The 16,063-nt window shown below is 59.0% G+C and carries 12 protein-coding genes and 1 pseudogene; all 13 read left to right on the forward strand.

Annotated features, from left to right (window positions below):
* Window positions 1-239 precede the first annotated feature (239 nt).
* Complete coding sequence (locus tag FXB40_RS25395) at window positions 240-656, forward strand: response regulator transcription factor (protein WP_148774884.1); 417 nt, start codon at window positions 240-242, stop codon at window positions 654-656.
* Window positions 653-1,285: a NodA family N-acyltransferase gene (locus FXB40_RS25400; RefSeq protein WP_085399767.1), complete on the forward strand. Its 633-nt coding sequence runs from the start codon at window positions 653-655 to the stop codon at window positions 1,283-1,285. The genes FXB40_RS25395 and FXB40_RS25400 overlap by 4 nt, the downstream gene beginning before the upstream one ends.
* The gene (nodB, locus tag FXB40_RS25405; protein ID WP_148774885.1) at window positions 1,282-1,959 is read left to right on the forward strand and encodes a chitooligosaccharide deacetylase NodB; all 678 of its coding nucleotides are present in this window, start codon (window positions 1,282-1,284) and stop codon (window positions 1,957-1,959) included. Before FXB40_RS25400 ends, nodB begins: the two co-directional genes overlap by 4 nt.
* Window positions 1,956-3,311 carry a chitooligosaccharide synthase NodC gene (gene nodC, locus FXB40_RS25410; RefSeq protein ID WP_148774886.1) on the forward strand — a complete coding sequence of 452 codons (1,356 nt, stop codon included), beginning with the start codon at window positions 1,956-1,958 and terminating at the stop codon, window positions 3,309-3,311. Before nodB ends, nodC begins: the two co-directional genes overlap by 4 nt.
* Before the next feature lie 24 nt (window positions 3,312-3,335).
* Window positions 3,336-3,965, forward strand: a complete 630-nt coding sequence (nodS, locus tag FXB40_RS25415) for a nodulation methyltransferase NodS (protein ID WP_148774887.1) — start codon at window positions 3,336-3,338, stop codon at window positions 3,963-3,965.
* 11 nt (window positions 3,966-3,976) lie between these two features.
* Complete coding sequence (gene nodU, locus FXB40_RS25420; RefSeq protein WP_148774888.1) at window positions 3,977-5,689, forward strand: nodulation protein NodU; 1,713 nt, start codon at window positions 3,977-3,979, stop codon at window positions 5,687-5,689.
* A gap of 3 nt (window positions 5,690-5,692) precedes the next feature.
* Window positions 5,693-6,607: a nodulation factor ABC transporter ATP-binding protein NodI gene (nodI, locus tag FXB40_RS25425; RefSeq protein WP_148774889.1), complete on the forward strand. Its 915-nt coding sequence runs from the start codon at window positions 5,693-5,695 to the stop codon at window positions 6,605-6,607.
* A 3-nt stretch (window positions 6,608-6,610) separates the two neighbouring features.
* A complete protein-coding gene (locus tag FXB40_RS25430) occupies window positions 6,611-7,399 on the forward strand; it encodes an ABC transporter permease (protein ID WP_148774890.1) in 789 nt (262 codons plus the stop codon).
* Between the two features lie 197 nt (window positions 7,400-7,596).
* Entirely contained in the window at window positions 7,597-9,600 is a 2,004-nt protein-coding gene (locus tag FXB40_RS25435; protein ID WP_148774933.1) for a carbamoyltransferase family protein, read from the forward strand.
* A 195-nt stretch (window positions 9,601-9,795) separates the two neighbouring features.
* Window positions 9,796-10,770, forward strand: coding sequence for a nodulation protein NodZ (locus FXB40_RS25440; protein ID WP_148774891.1), 975 nt, complete (start codon window positions 9,796-9,798; stop codon window positions 10,768-10,770).
* A gap of 917 nt (window positions 10,771-11,687) precedes the next feature.
* A pseudogene (locus FXB40_RS25445) lies at window positions 11,688-12,526 on the forward strand (SDR family NAD(P)-dependent oxidoreductase).
* 257 nt (window positions 12,527-12,783) lie between these two features.
* Complete coding sequence (gene nifA / locus FXB40_RS25450) at window positions 12,784-14,538, forward strand: nif-specific transcriptional activator NifA (RefSeq protein WP_148774892.1); 1,755 nt, start codon at window positions 12,784-12,786, stop codon at window positions 14,536-14,538.
* Between the two features lie 410 nt (window positions 14,539-14,948).
* The gene (locus FXB40_RS25455) at window positions 14,949-15,815 is read left to right on the forward strand and encodes an electron transfer flavoprotein subunit beta/FixA family protein (protein WP_148774893.1); all 867 of its coding nucleotides are present in this window, start codon (window positions 14,949-14,951) and stop codon (window positions 15,813-15,815) included.
* Window positions 15,816-16,063 lie beyond the last annotated feature (248 nt).

Consider the following 16,063-nt stretch of genomic DNA (forward strand, 5'->3'; position numbering starts at 1 on the left):
ATCTCGCCGAGTTCGGACGGTGCGGATCCGCAAACTTGCGTTGGCGTATACGACGAACAAACCATCGTTTGGCTTTGCCAACCCATTCTATATCGGCCGTGTACCGTCGTAGAATTGAGCGAACGCTCAGCTTGGCCGTAGATTTCCACCCAGTCGGACCCTTCCGGTTGCGGGTGCCGAATGTGTTGTGGTCGCAGTCGATTGGATTGCGTCCTTGCTGGGGTGAAATCGTGCGGAACATGCAAGCGAAGGCGTCCTTTGCGAATCTGATGCGAGTTGCGCACACGCTCGACGTCGTCTGCATCGTGAATACAGATCGGTCAGTGCGTGAAGCTCTCACGGATGTGGTGTTTTCCGCAGGCTACGTGCCCGAAGCCTTTGAGAGCGCAGACGGGTTCTTGAAATCGGGCCGCCGTTTGATCACGTCGTGCTTGATCGCGGACATGCAGGCGAGCGTGATGAGTGGTCTTGAGCTTTTCCGTCATCTGGTCGCATCCGGATGCGCGATTCCCACCGTTCTGCTCACAGACCGCCCCGGAGACCACGTGAGCCGAGTCCTACAAGATGGGCTCCAGTTCCTGAGCAAGCCTTTCGAACGTGGTGAACTGCTGGCCTGCATCAAGAGCCAGATAACGAATAGGAATTACTCTCCATGAACATGATCGCGCCCGGGTCCACACGAGGTGTTTCGGCGCGCCCTCCAGTTCGTTGGAGGCTGTGCTGGGAGAATGAGCTTCAAATTGCTGACCATATTGAATTGTCCGACTTCTTCCGCAAGACCTATGGTCCGACCGGGGAATTCAATGCAAAGCCCTTTGAAGGTCATCGAAGCTGGGCCGGCGCAAGGCCTGAGATTCGGGCGATTGGCTACGATGATCGTGGCGTCGCGATTCACATCGGCGCATTGCGCCGCTTCATAAAAGTTGGTGAGGTCGATCTGCTCGTGGCTGAGCTCGGATTGTACGGGGTACGCCCGGATCTCGAGGGGCTCGGAATAAGCCACTCCATCCGCGTGATGTATCCCGTATTGCGAGATCTTGGCGTGCCATTCGGCTTTGGCACGGTCCGATCTGCCCTGCAGAAACATATTACCAGACTGCTCGGGCGACAGGGCTTGGCGACTGTTCTACCAGGGCTCCGCGTTCGGTCTGCTCGTCCGGACATCTATCTCACTGTGCCTCCGACGCGCGTGGAGGACGTGGTCGGCCTCGTTCTGCCGATTGCCAGGCCAATGAGCGAATGGCCGGCCGGTGAGATGATTGAACGGAACGGGCCAGAGCTGTGACGTCAACAAACGACGTAACTGAAGCGCGGAGCGACTACGCCGAGGCCGGCGGAGAGCACTGCGTCTATCTGACCTTTGATGATGGTCCAAACCCGCATTGCACGCCGGCTATTCTGGACGTGCTGGCCCAGCATCGGGCACCCGCCACCTTCTGCGTGATCGGTGCATATGCAGCGGGCCAGCCGGAGCTGATCCAGCGCATCATTGCCGAAGGGCACGAAATCGCAAACCACACAATGACGCACCCGGAATTGTCCAAATGCATGCCGGATGAGGTGGAATACGAGATCCTCACGACGAACAAGGTCATTGGAATGGCCTGCCCCCAAGCCTCTGTGCGGCACATGCGTGCGCCCTACGGAATATGGTCCAAGGAGGCCCTCGCCGCGTCGGCGAAGGCCAATCTGGCGGCCCTGCACTGGTCAGTCGATCCGCAAGACTGGTCTCGTCCCGGCGTCGAGGCAATTGTTGCCGCAGTGCTGGCCTCGCTCCAGCCGGGGGCAATCGTGCTCCTGCACGACGGATGCCCTCCCGACGAGTTGGGACGCCGCCCTCATGCTGGTCGGCGCGACCAGACCGTAATGGCGCTCGCCCAGCTCATTCCAGCACTGCATGACCGTGGATTTGCAATCCGGTCGCTTCCTCAACCTAACCGAATCGATCAATGCCCATGACCTTGCTTGCCACCATCAGCACCGTTGCTGTTGCCTCCTACGCGTTGCTCTCCAGCGTCCATAAGAGCGCGCAGGCGATTTATGCGCTGCGAACCGACGCCTCACTGCCGCCGTACGACCCGGTCAACACCGGTGCTCTGCCCAGCGTGGATGTCATCGTGCCCTGCTTCAACGAGGACCCGCGCACGCTGGCGGCCTGCCTGAAGTCTATTGCAGGCCAGGACTACCCAGGGCGATTGCAGGTCTATGTGGTCGATGACGGCTCCGCAAATGTCGGTGCAGTGGCACCCGTGCACGCAAGCTACGCACATGACCCAAGGGTCCGCGTCATTCTGCTGCAAAGCAACGTTGGAAAGCGCAAGGCGCAGATTGCCGCGATACGCCGGTCATTTGGCGATCTCGTGCTCAACGTCGATTCCGACACGGAAATCGCCAGCGATGTTGTCAGCAAGCTCGTACGCAAGATGCAGGATCCAGCCGTCGGCGCCGCCATGGGCCAATTGACGGCCAGCAACCGCAACGACAGCTGGCTGACCGGATTGATCGACATGGAATACTGGTTGGCTTGCAACGAGGAGCGCGCGGCTCAGACGCGCTTTGGTGCGGTCATGTGCTGCTGTGGGCCGTGTGCCATGTACCGCCGTTCCGCGCTCATGTTGCTGCTCGACCAGTACGAGACGCAGTTTTTCCGGGGAAAGCCGAGCGACTTCGGTGAGGACCGCCATCTGACGATCCTCATGCTCAAGGCAGGATTTCGAACCGAGTACGTTCCGGACGCCATCGCCGCCACGGTGGTCCCGGACAAGCTCTTGCCGTATCTGCGGCAACAGCTCCGCTGGGCGCGGAGCACTTACCGCGACACGCTGCTCGGTTTGCACCTGCTCCCCGGCCTCGATCGGTACCTCACGCTCGATGTGCTCGGACAGAACCTCGGGCCGCTGCTGCTCGCCATCTCGTCGATTGCCGCGATCGCTCAGCTCGCGCTCACGGACAGCGTGCCCTGGTGGACCGGTCTGACTATCGTCGCGATGACCATGGTTCGATGCAGCGTGGCGGCCCTTCGCGCCGGCGAGCTTCGATTTCTCGGATTCGCGCTGCACACCCCGATCAACATCTTCCTCCTGCTCCCAATGAAGGCCTACGCGCTCTGTACCTTGAGCAACAGCGACTGGCTCTCGCGCAAAGTAGCGAAATCAGACGTTGATGAATCGAAGGCCTCGATCGAAGAGGAGACAACTGGACCAAGCCTTAACCCAGGATCGGGAACGCCTGGCTCAATTCGTAGGGCAGGTCGCTTGCGCGCCTCCCAGCGGCTGATCGCGTCGGATGACGTTGCGGCTGAGACTGACTAAGCAGTTTTGTAGGGGGATTAACTCGTGGGTGTAGATAACACATATCAATCGTTAGAACGGGAGCTGGCCAACGACGACCCGTGGCGGCTTGACGACAATCCGTTCGAACGTAAGCGTCACACCCAATTGCTGCGGCTATCGCTGTCGAACGGCGCCGTCTCAAACGGCCTCGAGATCGGGTGCGCCGCCGGTGCATTCACAGAGAAGCTTGCTCCTCACTGCAAACGACTCACGGTCATCGATGTTATGCCGCGAGCGATCGGTCGAGCGGTCCAGCGGACCAAGAGGTGGTCGCATATCAGCTGGGCGGCGACCGATATTCTGCAGTTCTCGACCGCAGAGTTGTTCGATCTGATCGTGGTCGCCGAAGTTCTTTACTATCTCGAAGACGTGACACGGATGCGTACCGCAATCGACAAGATGGTGAAGATGCTTGCTCCAGGTGGGCACCTGATCTTCGGATCCGCACGTGATGCCACCTGCAGGCGATGGGGGCATGTCGCTGGCGCCGAGACGGTCATCGCGATGTTGACTGAAGCGCTCGTTGAGGTCGAACGCGCGCAGTGCCAGGGGCAGTCAGCCGATGAAGACTGCTTGTTGGTCCGCTTTCGCAATCCGGAGCACTCTTCGGTCCGTCCCAACGGTCGAGCTTGAAAGGAGCCACTATGCGTATCTGCGGTATCAAGTTGACGCATGACGGGGCAGTCGCTCTGATCGAGGACGGCCGGCTGGTGTTTTGTGTCGAACAGGAGAAGCTGAACAACAATCCGCGCTATCAAACCATTGACAACCTGGATGCCGTTGTCAGCGCCTTGGCGAAGCACGGGCTGGATCCGAGCGATGTTGATCAGTTCGTCATTGATGGCTGGGATGGAGAGTTCGAATCGCAGTTTGAAGTCCTTAGTGGGCCGACGACCATCAAGCTCAAGGGCGCGCCGTATGTCGAACCGCAAGGCGATAGCCCCCTGACGTCCCGCGATCGCATCGGCCTCTTGCTTGACGGGAAGCTGTATCCTTATCAAAGCTATCCCCATGTCACCGGGCACGTAGCATCCGCATACTGCGCCAGCTCGTTTGCCAAATCTGCACAATCTGCTTTCTGCTTGGTGTGGGACGGCTGCATGTTTCCACGCCTCTACTATGTCGAGCCTCACGGCATCCGTTTCATCGAATGCCTGTTTCCGATGATAGGTCACGCCTATGCGACGGCAGGACATCACTTTGGACCTTACAGGCGGGCGGACCGGACCAGCTGGGATCTCGGTATAGCCGGCAAGCTGATGGCCTATATCGCGCTGGGATCGCCCGACGGAGATATCATCGAGACGTTTCAGGAACTCTATGAGGCGCACTTTGCCACGCAAGCTGACGGCGCTTGCCGTGAGCTTGCAGAAACCAACAGCTCAAGATCGCCACTTGAAGCTCTGCACGACTTCTTCGATGCGTGCGCACTGCGATTGACGGCCAAGCAAGCCGAAGACGTCCTTGCGTCATTTCACGTCTTTCTAGAGCGTCTGCTGGTTCGCACAATTTCCGGTGTTGTGCAGCGGCATTCGGATCTTGCGGGGGCGCGTAACCTCTGCATAGCCGGCGGCTGTGGCTTGAATATTAAGTGGAATAGTGCATTTCGTGGGACCGGCCTGTTCGATGTCGTGTGGGTGCCGCCCTTTCCGAACGACAGCGGCTCAGCCATCGGTGCTGCTTGCTCTGCACTGGCGGCACAGCAAGGCTTTAAAGCTCTGGAATGGTCGGTCTACAGTGGACCGGCCGTTCGTCCCAGCGAAGTCCCGCCCGAATGGGAGAGCGCGCCCTGCACAATGGGCGAACTTGCGGCAATTCTTGCGGGCGACAAGCCCGTCGTCTTCCTTACTGGGCGCGCCGAGCTCGGACCACGAGCTTTGGGCGGCAGAAGCATACTCGCAGCTGCGACCTGGGAAGGAATGAAAGATCATCTCAACGACATCAAACTTCGCGAGCATTTCAGGCCGGTAGCGCCGATATGCCTGGAGGATCGCGCGGCGGAGATTTTTAGCCCCGGAGTACCCGATCCGTACATGCTGTTCGATCACCAGACGCGACCGGAATGGCGGGACAAAATTCCGGCCGTCGTGCATCTCGATGGATCTGCCCGCCTACAGACGGTTTCGAGAACCTCTCCACATAAAGTGACCGAGCTTCTCATCGAGTACGAGAAGCTCACAGCCATTCCGCTGCTTTGCAATACCAGCGCCAATCTGCATGGACGCGGCTTCTTCCCGGATGCTGCCGCCGCGTGCGAGTGGGGACGCGTCGATCACGTATGGTGTGACGGCCTGCTTTGGACAAAAAGGCGCGCGACCCAGGAAGCGGCGCGAACAACGTCCGTCGCGATGGCGTAGCGAATGTCAACCGCGGCAGTCGACCTTTTCGAGGTGAGCAAGTCCTACAACGACAGGGTCGTCGTGGACGCTCTTTCGTTTACGGTCTCGCCGGGAGAGTGTTTCGGTCTGCTGGGACCAAACGGCGCGGGTAAAAGCACGCTTGCGCGTTTGATCCTGGGTGTTGCGTCGCCCGACGCAGGTAAGATATGCGTGCTTGGCGAGCCGGTGCCGACACATGCGCGCTTGGCGCGCCGGGGTATCGGGGTTGTCCCACAATTTGACAACCTTGATCTTCAGCTCACGGTGCGCGAGAATTTGCTCGTTTTCGGTCGCTATTTCGCGATGAGCGCGGCCGAGGTCAAAGCGGTCACGCCGTCATTGCTCGAATTCGCCCGCCTGGAGAACAAGGCGGATGCCCGGGTGGGCCAACTGTCCGGTGGCATGAAGCGGCGCCTGACGCTGGCTCGTGCCCTCATTAATGACCCGCAGCTCTTGGTGCTTGATGAACCGACGACCGGCCTTGATCCGCACGGCCGTCACCTGATCTGGGAACGCTTGCGCGCGCTATTAGCGCGCGGCAAAACGATTCTTCTCACCACCCATTTCATGGAAGAGGCGGAACGGTTGTGCGATCGCCTGTGCGTGCTTGAGCACGGCCGTAAGATCGCCGAAGGCCGGCCTCACGCGCTGATCGAGCAGCAGATCGGCTGCCAAGTCATCGAGATTTACGGTGGTAATCCGCATGAACTGCTGCCGCTGGTCAGACCCCAAGTGCAGCGCGCTGAGGTGAGCGGGGAGACGCTGTTCTGTTATGTCACGGATCCAGAACAGGTGCGCGTCCGGCTTGCCGACCGAACGGATCTCCGCCTTCTGCAGCGTCCTCCAAATCTGGAGGATGTCTTCTTACGGCTAACCGGGCGAGAGATGAAGGACTGAACGATGTGGCAACGTTTTGCGCCGGCCCTCCCTGCCAATCCATGGAACTGGATATCGGTATGGCGCCGCAATTTTCTGGTCTGGCGGAAAGTCGCTCTGGCTTCGATTCTTGGAAATCTGGCCGAGCCGATGAGCTCTCTGTTCGGTCTCGGTTTTGGCCTTGGAATGATCATAGGTGGCGTTGAGGGGACCTCATACATCTCGTTTCTGGCGGCTGGCATGGTCGCCGCAAGCGCGATGGTCTCCGCAACCTTCGAAACGATCTACGCGGCTTACGCGCGCATGCAGACAAACTGCACGTGGGACGCAGTACTCTGTACGCCCCTTACGCTCGGCGACATTGTTCTCGGTGAAGTGGCATGGGCAGCGAGCAAGGCCTTGCTTGCCGGGACGGCGATCACGATTGTTGCCGCCGGGCTGGGTTATGCGGAGTGGTCATCCATTCCCTACGCGCTACCCGCCATCGCCCTCACCGGCGTTACGTTCGCGAGCCTCGCAATGGTCGTTTCAGCCCTTGCACCGAGCCACGACTATTTCATCTTCTACCAGTCACTCATTCTCACGCCCATGATGTATTTGAGCGGGACGATCTTCCCAATGAGCCAGTTGCCAGGTTCATTTCAACGCATAGCGGCCTTGTTGCCGCTGACTCATTCGGTCGATCTTATTCGTCCGGCAATGCTCGGTCGGCCGATCGAGAGCGTCGGCTTACATGTGGGCGCACTCTTCATCTACGCAGCGCTTCCCTTCCTCATCGCGGCCGCGCTGCTTCGGCAACGCCTGATGCGGTGAGTGGAACAAGACCTAAGGGAAGCATCGCATGCGCGAGATCAGATATCGGGGTAACGGACTTCCGATTCGCGTGCGACGCTTATGTGAGCCTCGGTACGCCAGCGAGGCCTGGTCGCCCCGCGGCGACGTGCGGCTTACTCGCCAAGCACGCGATAGGAAATAGGCCAACAGGCCTCTCAGGATGAATGGAGAACAACATGCTGTGTCTAGGACTGAGTGGCGGGCTCGACAGGGTCTATGAAAACCCGCTTGAACTACCGAACACGTTTCTGCACGACGGCGCCGCAGTACTTGTCAAGGACGGGCGCGTAATCGCTGCCGTCGAAGAGGAGCGCCTCAACCGGATCAAGCACTCGAATAAGCTCCCGAGCGGTGCGATCGAATACTGTCTTGCAGCTGGGGGTGTGGAGCTTCGCGACGTCGATCGTATTGCGTTCTACGCCACCGAACCCTATTGCAACGCGATGCTCGAACGGCTGTTCATCTCTCAACCTGAGATCTCAATTCCGCTAGATGCCAATTTGCTATTACGGCACCTTCTGGCGGCGGAGTTCGGCACCGAAATTGATCCCGCGCGGGTGTCATTCGTAGGCCACCATCAGGCCCATGCCGTGAGCGCTCTGGCGATGTCGGGTTTTGAAGAAAGCCTGGTCCTCGCGATCGACGGTTGTGGCGACTTCCTCTCGGGTCTCTTGGCCGTCGGGTCGGGTACCGAAATGACCGAGCTTATGACGTTTCCAGAGAATAACTCTCTCGGACTGTTCTATCTGGAGACGATCCGATATCTTGGTTACGGCTTGTTCGACGAGTATAAGGTGATGGGACTGGCTCCTTACGGAGATCCCGCCCGCTATCGCGAGCTCTTTGCCCAATTCTACGAGCTCTCCGCAAACGGTGGCTACCGCGTTCACCTCGACCGGATCGGGCCGGCATTGCTGCGCAATATCGAGGTCCGGCGAAAGGGAATGCCGTTCACGCAACAGCATCAAGATGTGAGCGCATCGTTGCAGGAGGCGCTGGAGCGGATCGTGTTTCACATTCTTCGGCATTACCGTGAGTCGACCGGAATGAAACGGTTGTGCCTGGCTGGCGGGGTAGCCCACAACTGCACTCTCAACGGAAAGCTCCTGTATTCAGGCCTTTTCGAAGATATCTTCGTGCAGCCGGCTGCGCATGATGCCGGATGCGCATTGGGTGCGGCACTGATGGTATCGAACGAGGCCGGGCAGCCTGCGCCCCGCGAGCGACTCCAGGCGGTTTATTGGGGGCCAGATGTCGGCAGCGACGACAGCATCGAACAGGAACTGAAGCGATGGGCCGGACACCTGGAGATGGAACGGACGGCTGACGTCGCAACCAGAGCAGCCGAGTGGATCGCTGATGGTGCCGTGATCGGGTGGGTACAGGGCCGGTCCGAGTTCGGCCCTCGTGCGCTCGGCAACCGCAGTATTCTTGCGGATCCGAGGCCCGCCGCAAACAAGGAGCGGATTAACGCGATGGTCAAGAAGCGCGAGAGTTATCGACCATTTGCGCCATCGGTTCTGGAGGAGGATGCAGGCGCGTTCTTTGAGTTGCCGGATGGTCGCGCAGAATATCCCTTCATGAATTTCGTCGTTCGCGTGCGCGAATCCAAGCGTGCTTTGCTGGGGGCGATCACGCATATCGATGGTACGGCTCGGCTGCAAACGGTTTCCCGCACGAACAATGCCGCCTATTGGGAACTCATCAGTGCATTCAAGAGCCGGACTGGCGTTCCGATTCTGCTTAACACTTCATTCAACAACAATGCCGAACCGATCGTAGATTCCGTTGCCGATGCGATTACCGCGTTTTTGTCCACCGAGCTGGATGGTCTTGTGGTCGGGTCCTTCCTCGTCAAGAAGCGGGCAACAACGCTCGAAAGCTGGACCGCACTCGCTGTATCACTGCCGCCCCATGTATCTCTTTACCGGGTTCGCGCTCATGCGGGCCGAGAACGTCAGGAGACAGTCTGCGAGATCCGCATGGGTCACTCCAGCCATGACAGCGTGCGCGTCTCGCATGACCTGTTCGACATGCTGATGCAAATTGAGAAGGAAGCCGTTCTTGCCGATCTTCTCGCAAGGGTCACCTCTGACAGGACTAGGCGCGAAGCTCTCGTGCACGAACTGCGCGGGCTCTGGGATCAGCGCCGTATTCGGCTGCATCCTGCGCGGTCGTAAAAGGTGAGCAATGCGGAAGAGGGCTCCGTGGAAGGCTCTTGCATCACCTGCCAATCGCGGTGCCGTGGAGGATAGGCTTGCGGGTTGATCGCCTTGTGTTCTGGTGACCAGCGGTCGATTGGCGGGGACCGGAATCGCAGAAGAGTAGGTACGCCACACAAAACTGATCTTGCGCAACGAGAAGGGTTTGATAATTTGACAAAGGAACGCTTTGTTATTTCTCGGAGGCGTACCGGCTTTGGTGATTGCCTCTGGTCGCTGGCGTCAGCCTGGTCATACGCGCAGCGGACCGGGCGGACGCTCGTCATTGACTGGCGCGGTTCCTGTTACGTCGAGCAACCGTTCAGCAACGCCTTTCCGGTGTTCTTCGAGCCGGTTGAGGACATCGCTGGAGTGCCGGTGATTTGCGATGACCGGGTCAACCAGCTCTCGTTTCCCGGACCGTTCTTCCCGCGGTGGTGGAATAGGCCATCGATCGACTGCATCAATCGCCCGGATGAGCAGATCTTCCGAGAACGGGACGAACTGACCGAGCTGTTCCAGTCAAGAGAAGATAACGAAGCCAACACCATTGTCTGTGACGCTTGCCTGATGTGGCGTTGCAGCGAGGAAGCCGAACGACTGATCTTTCGGAACATCAAACTCAGGCCTGAGATTCGAGCACGGATCGACGCGCTCTATGAGGAACACTTTAGCGGCCATAGCATCATCGGCGTTCATGTTCGGCACGGCAATGGCGAAGATATCATGGAGCATGCGCCGTACTGGGCCGATTCGGAGCTCGCCCTTCGTCAGGTCTGCACGGCAATCCGCAAAGCCAAGGCTTTGCCATATCCAAAGCCTGTAAAGGTCTTCCTGTGCACGGACAGTGCACAGGTGCTCGAACACGTATCGGTTATGTTTCCCGATGTCTTCGCCATACCAAAACGTTTCCAGGCCGATCGGGCAGGGCCGTTGCATAGTGCGGAAATGGGAATTGAAGGTGGAGCTTCCGCTCTCGTCGACATGTATCTTCTTGCGCGATGCGCTACCGTGATCCGCTTTCCCCCAACCAGCGCCTTCACGCGCTACGCCCGACTGCTCGTGCCACGCATTATTGAATTCGATCTGAGCAATCCGGAGCATCTGACCATGATCGATAACCCATACGAGCATTTCGCGGCTTCATGAAGTGCCGCGAGTCTGCTCGAGCCCGGGCAATGGTGGGCTAGATCATCTGCCTGATACTGCTGGTGTCGACACCATCGAGTTTCGTAACCTGTCGCAGAAACGGTGTATGACGGCTTCCGTCCGCAAGCGATTGGTGACCGGCGCACTATTACGGATGCGGTGCGGCTGGTCAGGCGAATGCCGGCGCAGCGTAGGCCAATGCCGGCAAGCGCCGGCGGCCTGCCCCGCAATGCTTCGGGCCGTCAGGTGTCGCGCGGAAGGTTATGGCTCGTCATCACCGGGCCCAAAGCGCCATCGCTGCCAGACCTTGGTAAGCACGGCAACGCCGCTCTCGGCCGCCTGGGAAATCTAACGTAGCAGACGGTCACATCAGAATGTACCAGCACCAAGGAGGTACGTCCGCTAGATGGGTCGCCCCTGTGGACTATCCTTTTGCGGTCAGTGCGTTTTCTTGACGACGGCCGTGTTCAACCTGCGGTTTTCGAGTCCTTTCGGCTGTAGCTGATGAACAGCACGATCGCAGGCCATCGACAGCGGAACTGATTCGGATCTGCGCTCGCGATACAAGGGATGAAAATCTCGGACGAACTGGCCATTGGTCCTGATCTCCGCCAAGGACAGTTGATCTATCTCCGCCAACCCCAAATGAGCCACAGACCACCCGTGGAGTGCGACGCAGTCAGCTCGCCTGGAATCACCAGGGTCTCGGCTCGAAGACGTAGCGCGCGCATTGGGCGGCTCGCCCGGGGAGCTCGACGACAAGCATTGCTGCGGCGTTGCTGCTGTCGAAAAGCAAACAGGCCAGATGTTCGGAACCTGCCATTTGGGTCGCAACGGTTCGCCGCTTGTGCCCTGCATCGCTTTGGCCCGGATCCTGCAGCAGGTGCACATCCGAGGGAAGCGGACGGGAGCGGCGTGTGAATCTAGGTCTAGCAGATGACAAAGCGGTCGCAGCTCAATCGCCGGAAACGGACCCTGACAGTCCAGTTCACGCTCGCGCCGGTCGAGCGGGCCGCCCGCTGCGTGACCCGAAGACGCTGGTATTGACGGGGCATCGCGCGGTATCGGTCGCGCCACCGGAAAATTGTTTTCGGAAGCCGGTTGGCTCGTCATTTCTTGCGCGCGCCAACCATTCGACGCGGCACGCTGCCCATGGGACTCAGAGGGCGGCAGCTATATCAAAGTCGACCTGAGCGACCATCGGACGCTGCCGCGCGTGATTGCCGAGATCAAGGAGTGCCTTGCCGGCGCACCGTTGCATGGACTGGTAAACAATGCCGGAAACTCACCAAAAACGCCGAACGGTGCCCGGCTGACGTCGCTGGCGACCTCAGTCGATACTTGGATGAGCGTGTTCACCTCAATCTAGTGGCGCCGATCCTGCTCGCTCAAGGTCTGTTCGATGAGCTGAAAGCGGCTTCAGGCGCGATTGTCAATGTGACTTCGATCGCCGGCTCGCGGGTGCATCCATTTGCACGCACGGCATATGCGACTTCGAAAGCTGCGCTCGCTTATCTCACGCGAAATGGCGCACGATTACGCCTCACATGGCATTCGCGCAAATGGGGTCCCGCCCGGAGAAATCAAGACGGACATTTTGTCGCCTGCCACGGAAGCACATCTTGTGCCAAAGATCCCACTTCGCCGAGTGGGTACACCCGAAGAGGTCGCCAAGGTCATTTTCTTCCTATGTTCAGATGCGGCAAGTTATGTCACTGGCGCCGAAGTCCCGATCGATGGCGGACAACACTTGTGATGAATTCGCCCTGGCGAAGCCCGGTTAATCTGAGCCTCATGGATAGAACTCATTTTGGCCGGGGCGAATCCGCGAGGGGAGTTGGAAGAATAACGCAGCAAATCTAGTCACTGTAGATGCTGCCGACGTGCCATGAAGAGGCGTCATCTCTCGCCCCGCCCTGAGAACCGGATGTCAGATCGAGGGGGCATGCAACACGGGTCCAACAGGTCCGATCAAGGTCATGGGAGGATCAAGAAAGAAACGGAGAAGTCGTTATGCTGGACAGCGTTTCCCTGCGCGAAAAACTAAACTTAACCTCCGACGCGGACCGTTCCGGTTTTATTGTGCCGTCGCAAGAGAAATCGCTAAGCACGATCTTTGAAATAGCGCACACGCTGACCGGCCTATCCCGGCTCGAAGCCAAGCTGGAGAGCGTCATCGAGCGTCTGCAATCGCTCGTGCAGATGCGCCGCGGCATCGTGTGTCTCTTCGGTCATGACGGCGTGCCCCAGATCATCGTAGGCGACGGTCGGAACGAAGGCCGCGATTCCCGCTGCGGGGTGCGCTTGCCGCAAGGAGCAATTGATCAAATCGTAGCGTCGGGGCAGCCGCTCATCGTCGAAAACGTAGCGCTGCATTCGGCCTTCAGTTCTTCGGACGTCGAGATGCTAGATGCCGCCGGTAATACGCGTGTTGCGTTCATCGGCGTTCCCATAGACATTGACGAGAAAGTTGCGGGTACGCTGAGCATTGACCGCATTGCGGACAACGGGATGCGCGCGCAGCTCGATGACGACCTCCACCTGCTGACCATGGTCGCTAGCCTCCTGGGCCGGACGGCGAAGCTGCATTACACTTTTGAGCGCGATCGCGGGCGCCTTATGGACGAGGAGTTCCGGCTGCAGAAGCAGCTGTCCGAACCCAAGCCTCATGGGCGGGAGCGTAAGAAGGTTCAAGTCGACGGAATTCTTGGCGACAGCCCGGCGCTCCGCGCGTTACTTGATAACGTCGAGGTGATCGCAAAATCCAACAGCACTGTTCTGCTGCGTGGCGAATCGGGTACCGGAAAAGAGCTGGTCGCGAAGGCTATTCACGAGCATTCAGCGCGCGGCAAACGTTCCTTTATCAAGCTGAATTGCGCAGCCCTGACTGAGACAGTGCTAGAATCCGAATTGTTCGGTCACGAGAAGGGAGCGTTTACGGGCGCCTTCAATATGCGCAAGGGTCGCTTCGAGCTCGCCGACAAGGGAACGTTGTTTCTAGATGAGATCGGTGAGATCTCGGCGTCGTTCCAGGCGAAGCTCCTGCGCGTTCTTCAGGAGCAGGAATTCGAGCGAGTGGGCGGCAATCAGACGGTCAAAGTCGACGTCCGCGTGATTGCAGCCACGAACAGGAATCTTGAAGAGGCCGTGGCAAGGAAAGAGTTTCGTGCGGATCTCTATTACCGCATCAGCGTGGTTCCTCTGCTACTGCCCCCGCTGCGCGAAAGACGCAGTGATATTCCGCTTCTCGCCGCTCGCTTCTTGAAGAACTTCAACAATGAAAACGGCCGTGCTCTGGTGTTCGATTCAAGTGCGATTGAGGTCCTCATGAGCTGCGAATTTCCCGGTAATGTCCGCGAGCTCGAGAACTGCGTGCAGCGGACCGCGACCCTCGCGCAAGGATCGTCGATCGTAAGACATGATTTTGCATGCTGCCAAGGGCAATGCCTGTCGGCCAAGCTATGGAGGTGTGGACCGGAGGAAATGGCGCGACAGCCGAGCCCGAATTTCTCATTGCCCGCGAGGCTGAGCATGCCGCCGCCAGAAGCTATAACAGCCGTTCCGCCGGTCAGTAGCGAGCTGACACCGCTAGGGCCCCCCGGGCAACCCGCAGTGGGTGCTGGGAAACTCGCCGATCGCGAGCGCGTCATCGCAGCCATGGAGAGATCCGGGTGGGTACAGGCGAAGGCGGCGCGCCTGCTTGGACTAACCCCGCGCCAGATTGGCTATGCCTTGCGAAAACACAGTATCGAGATCAAGCGCTTCTGAGCAAAGCGTCGGGCTCGCTCCTCTCTCGCGCTCGGCCGACTGGGATAGGAGCGCGTGGCAGGAGGCGATTGCCGGCTCTGATGCATACTGCGGATGCTAGCGTTATGCCTTGCTTGGGATACACTCGCCGGTGAAGTATAGGGCGTCTTCGCGCCGGCTGGTCTTGTCATCGTCTGTTTGCACGTATTCGCGCTGAAAACTGGCTTGGCGTGGAACCGGCGCGTGATTGCCGCGGCTCCGTTGCTCCCGTAACTCGGATCAGCCTAAGATCACGCCCAAGCTCAAGCCGTCGCAATTGCGCCAACAGACTCGCCGTCAGTCTTTGCATGCCTTCCTCATCGGCGAAATGCCCGGGGTGGTATGACATTTGCTGCTCGTCGGGAGCCGGCTCAGCATCTTAGGAGAAGTACATGCACAGCATCGTTTGCATCAAACAGGTCCCCGACTCCGCTCAAATCCGCGTGCACCCAGTTACGAATACGATCATGCGCCAGGGCGTGCCGACCATCATCAACCCATATGATCTCTTCGCGCTGGAAGCTGGGCTCGAGCTACGAGACAGGTTCGGCGGCGAAATTACCGTCCTCACAATGGGGCCGCCATCGGCCGAAGACTCTCTCCGAAAGGCACTGACATTTGGTGCCGATCGAGCTGTCCTGCTGACCGATCGTAGCTTCGCGGGATCCGATACGCTGGCGACGAGTTACGCGCTGGCGTGCGCGATTCGCAATATCGGGAGGGAATATGGCCCGCCGGATGTCATATTCACTGGCAAGCAGACGATCGACGGCGATACGGCGCAGGTGGGACCTGGCATTGCAAAGAGGCTCGGGGTCCAGCAGCTTACTTATGTTTCCGCAATCAAAGCGCTGAACTTCAAAGTACGCACGATCGAGGCGGAACGGCGCTGCGAAGGCGGCGTCCAGGTGCTGCGTTCCAAGCTGCCGTGTCTCGTCAGCATGTTAGAGGCAACCAATCAAATTCGCCGCGGTGCAATGATAGATGCGTTGCGTGCCGCACGTGCCACAATCGTAAAATGGAGCGCCCAAAATGCCGGCGTGGATGACATGGCCAAATGCGGTCTGAGGGGGTCGCCGACCGTCGTCAAACGTGTTTTCGCGCCCTCCCCACGAGCGGAGAAGGCGACGTGGGTGGAGGCGGCCGAGCAGCCGGCGCAAGCATTGATCGACGCCATGTTCAATCGCAACCCTATGCTCGAAACGGAGCTCGCACAGCTCGCGCGCGGTACCTCATCTGCGCAAGCTCGCGGTGCGTGAAGTCGCGGCTGATCGAGCGGAGCCGGCGATGGCCGGATCGTGGTCATGCATGGGCCCGTCGCTCGGTTGCACCAGGCTGCATCGATCTTGTCGGCCGTTCCTCGCCAAATACGATAAGAAGGGTGAGCATTCAACTTGCGTATCTGAGCGCCGAGAGGCAGGTATCGGATCAATCTACCAGACGTCTCGTTACGCTAACGTTTGGCGACCTGCGACACACCAATTCACTGGAGAATTCATGGAACCTG

Origin of the sequence: Bradyrhizobium rifense (assembly GCF_008123425.1) — a bacterium.
Classification (GTDB): Bacteria; Pseudomonadota; Alphaproteobacteria; order Rhizobiales; family Xanthobacteraceae; genus Bradyrhizobium; species Bradyrhizobium rifense.

Coding starts and splice junctions, on each gene's coding strand:
- FXB40_RS25395 (WP_148774884.1), top strand. CDS start 240: ATGCAAGCGAAGGCGTCCTTTGCGAATCTGATGCGAGTTGCGCACACG.
- FXB40_RS25400 (WP_085399767.1), top strand. CDS start 653: ATGAACATGATCGCGCCCGGGTCCACACGAGGTGTTTCGGCGCGCCCT.
- nodC (WP_148774886.1), top strand. CDS start 1,956: ATGACCTTGCTTGCCACCATCAGCACCGTTGCTGTTGCCTCCTACGCG.
- nodU (WP_148774888.1), top strand. CDS start 3,977: ATGCGTATCTGCGGTATCAAGTTGACGCATGACGGGGCAGTCGCTCTG.
- nodI (WP_148774889.1), top strand. CDS start 5,693: ATGTCAACCGCGGCAGTCGACCTTTTCGAGGTGAGCAAGTCCTACAAC.
- FXB40_RS25430 (WP_148774890.1), top strand. CDS start 6,611: ATGTGGCAACGTTTTGCGCCGGCCCTCCCTGCCAATCCATGGAACTGG.
- FXB40_RS25435 (WP_148774933.1), top strand. CDS start 7,597: ATGCTGTGTCTAGGACTGAGTGGCGGGCTCGACAGGGTCTATGAAAAC.
- nifA (WP_148774892.1), top strand. CDS start 12,784: ATGCTGGACAGCGTTTCCCTGCGCGAAAAACTAAACTTAACCTCCGAC.
- FXB40_RS25455 (WP_148774893.1), top strand. CDS start 14,949: ATGCACAGCATCGTTTGCATCAAACAGGTCCCCGACTCCGCTCAAATC.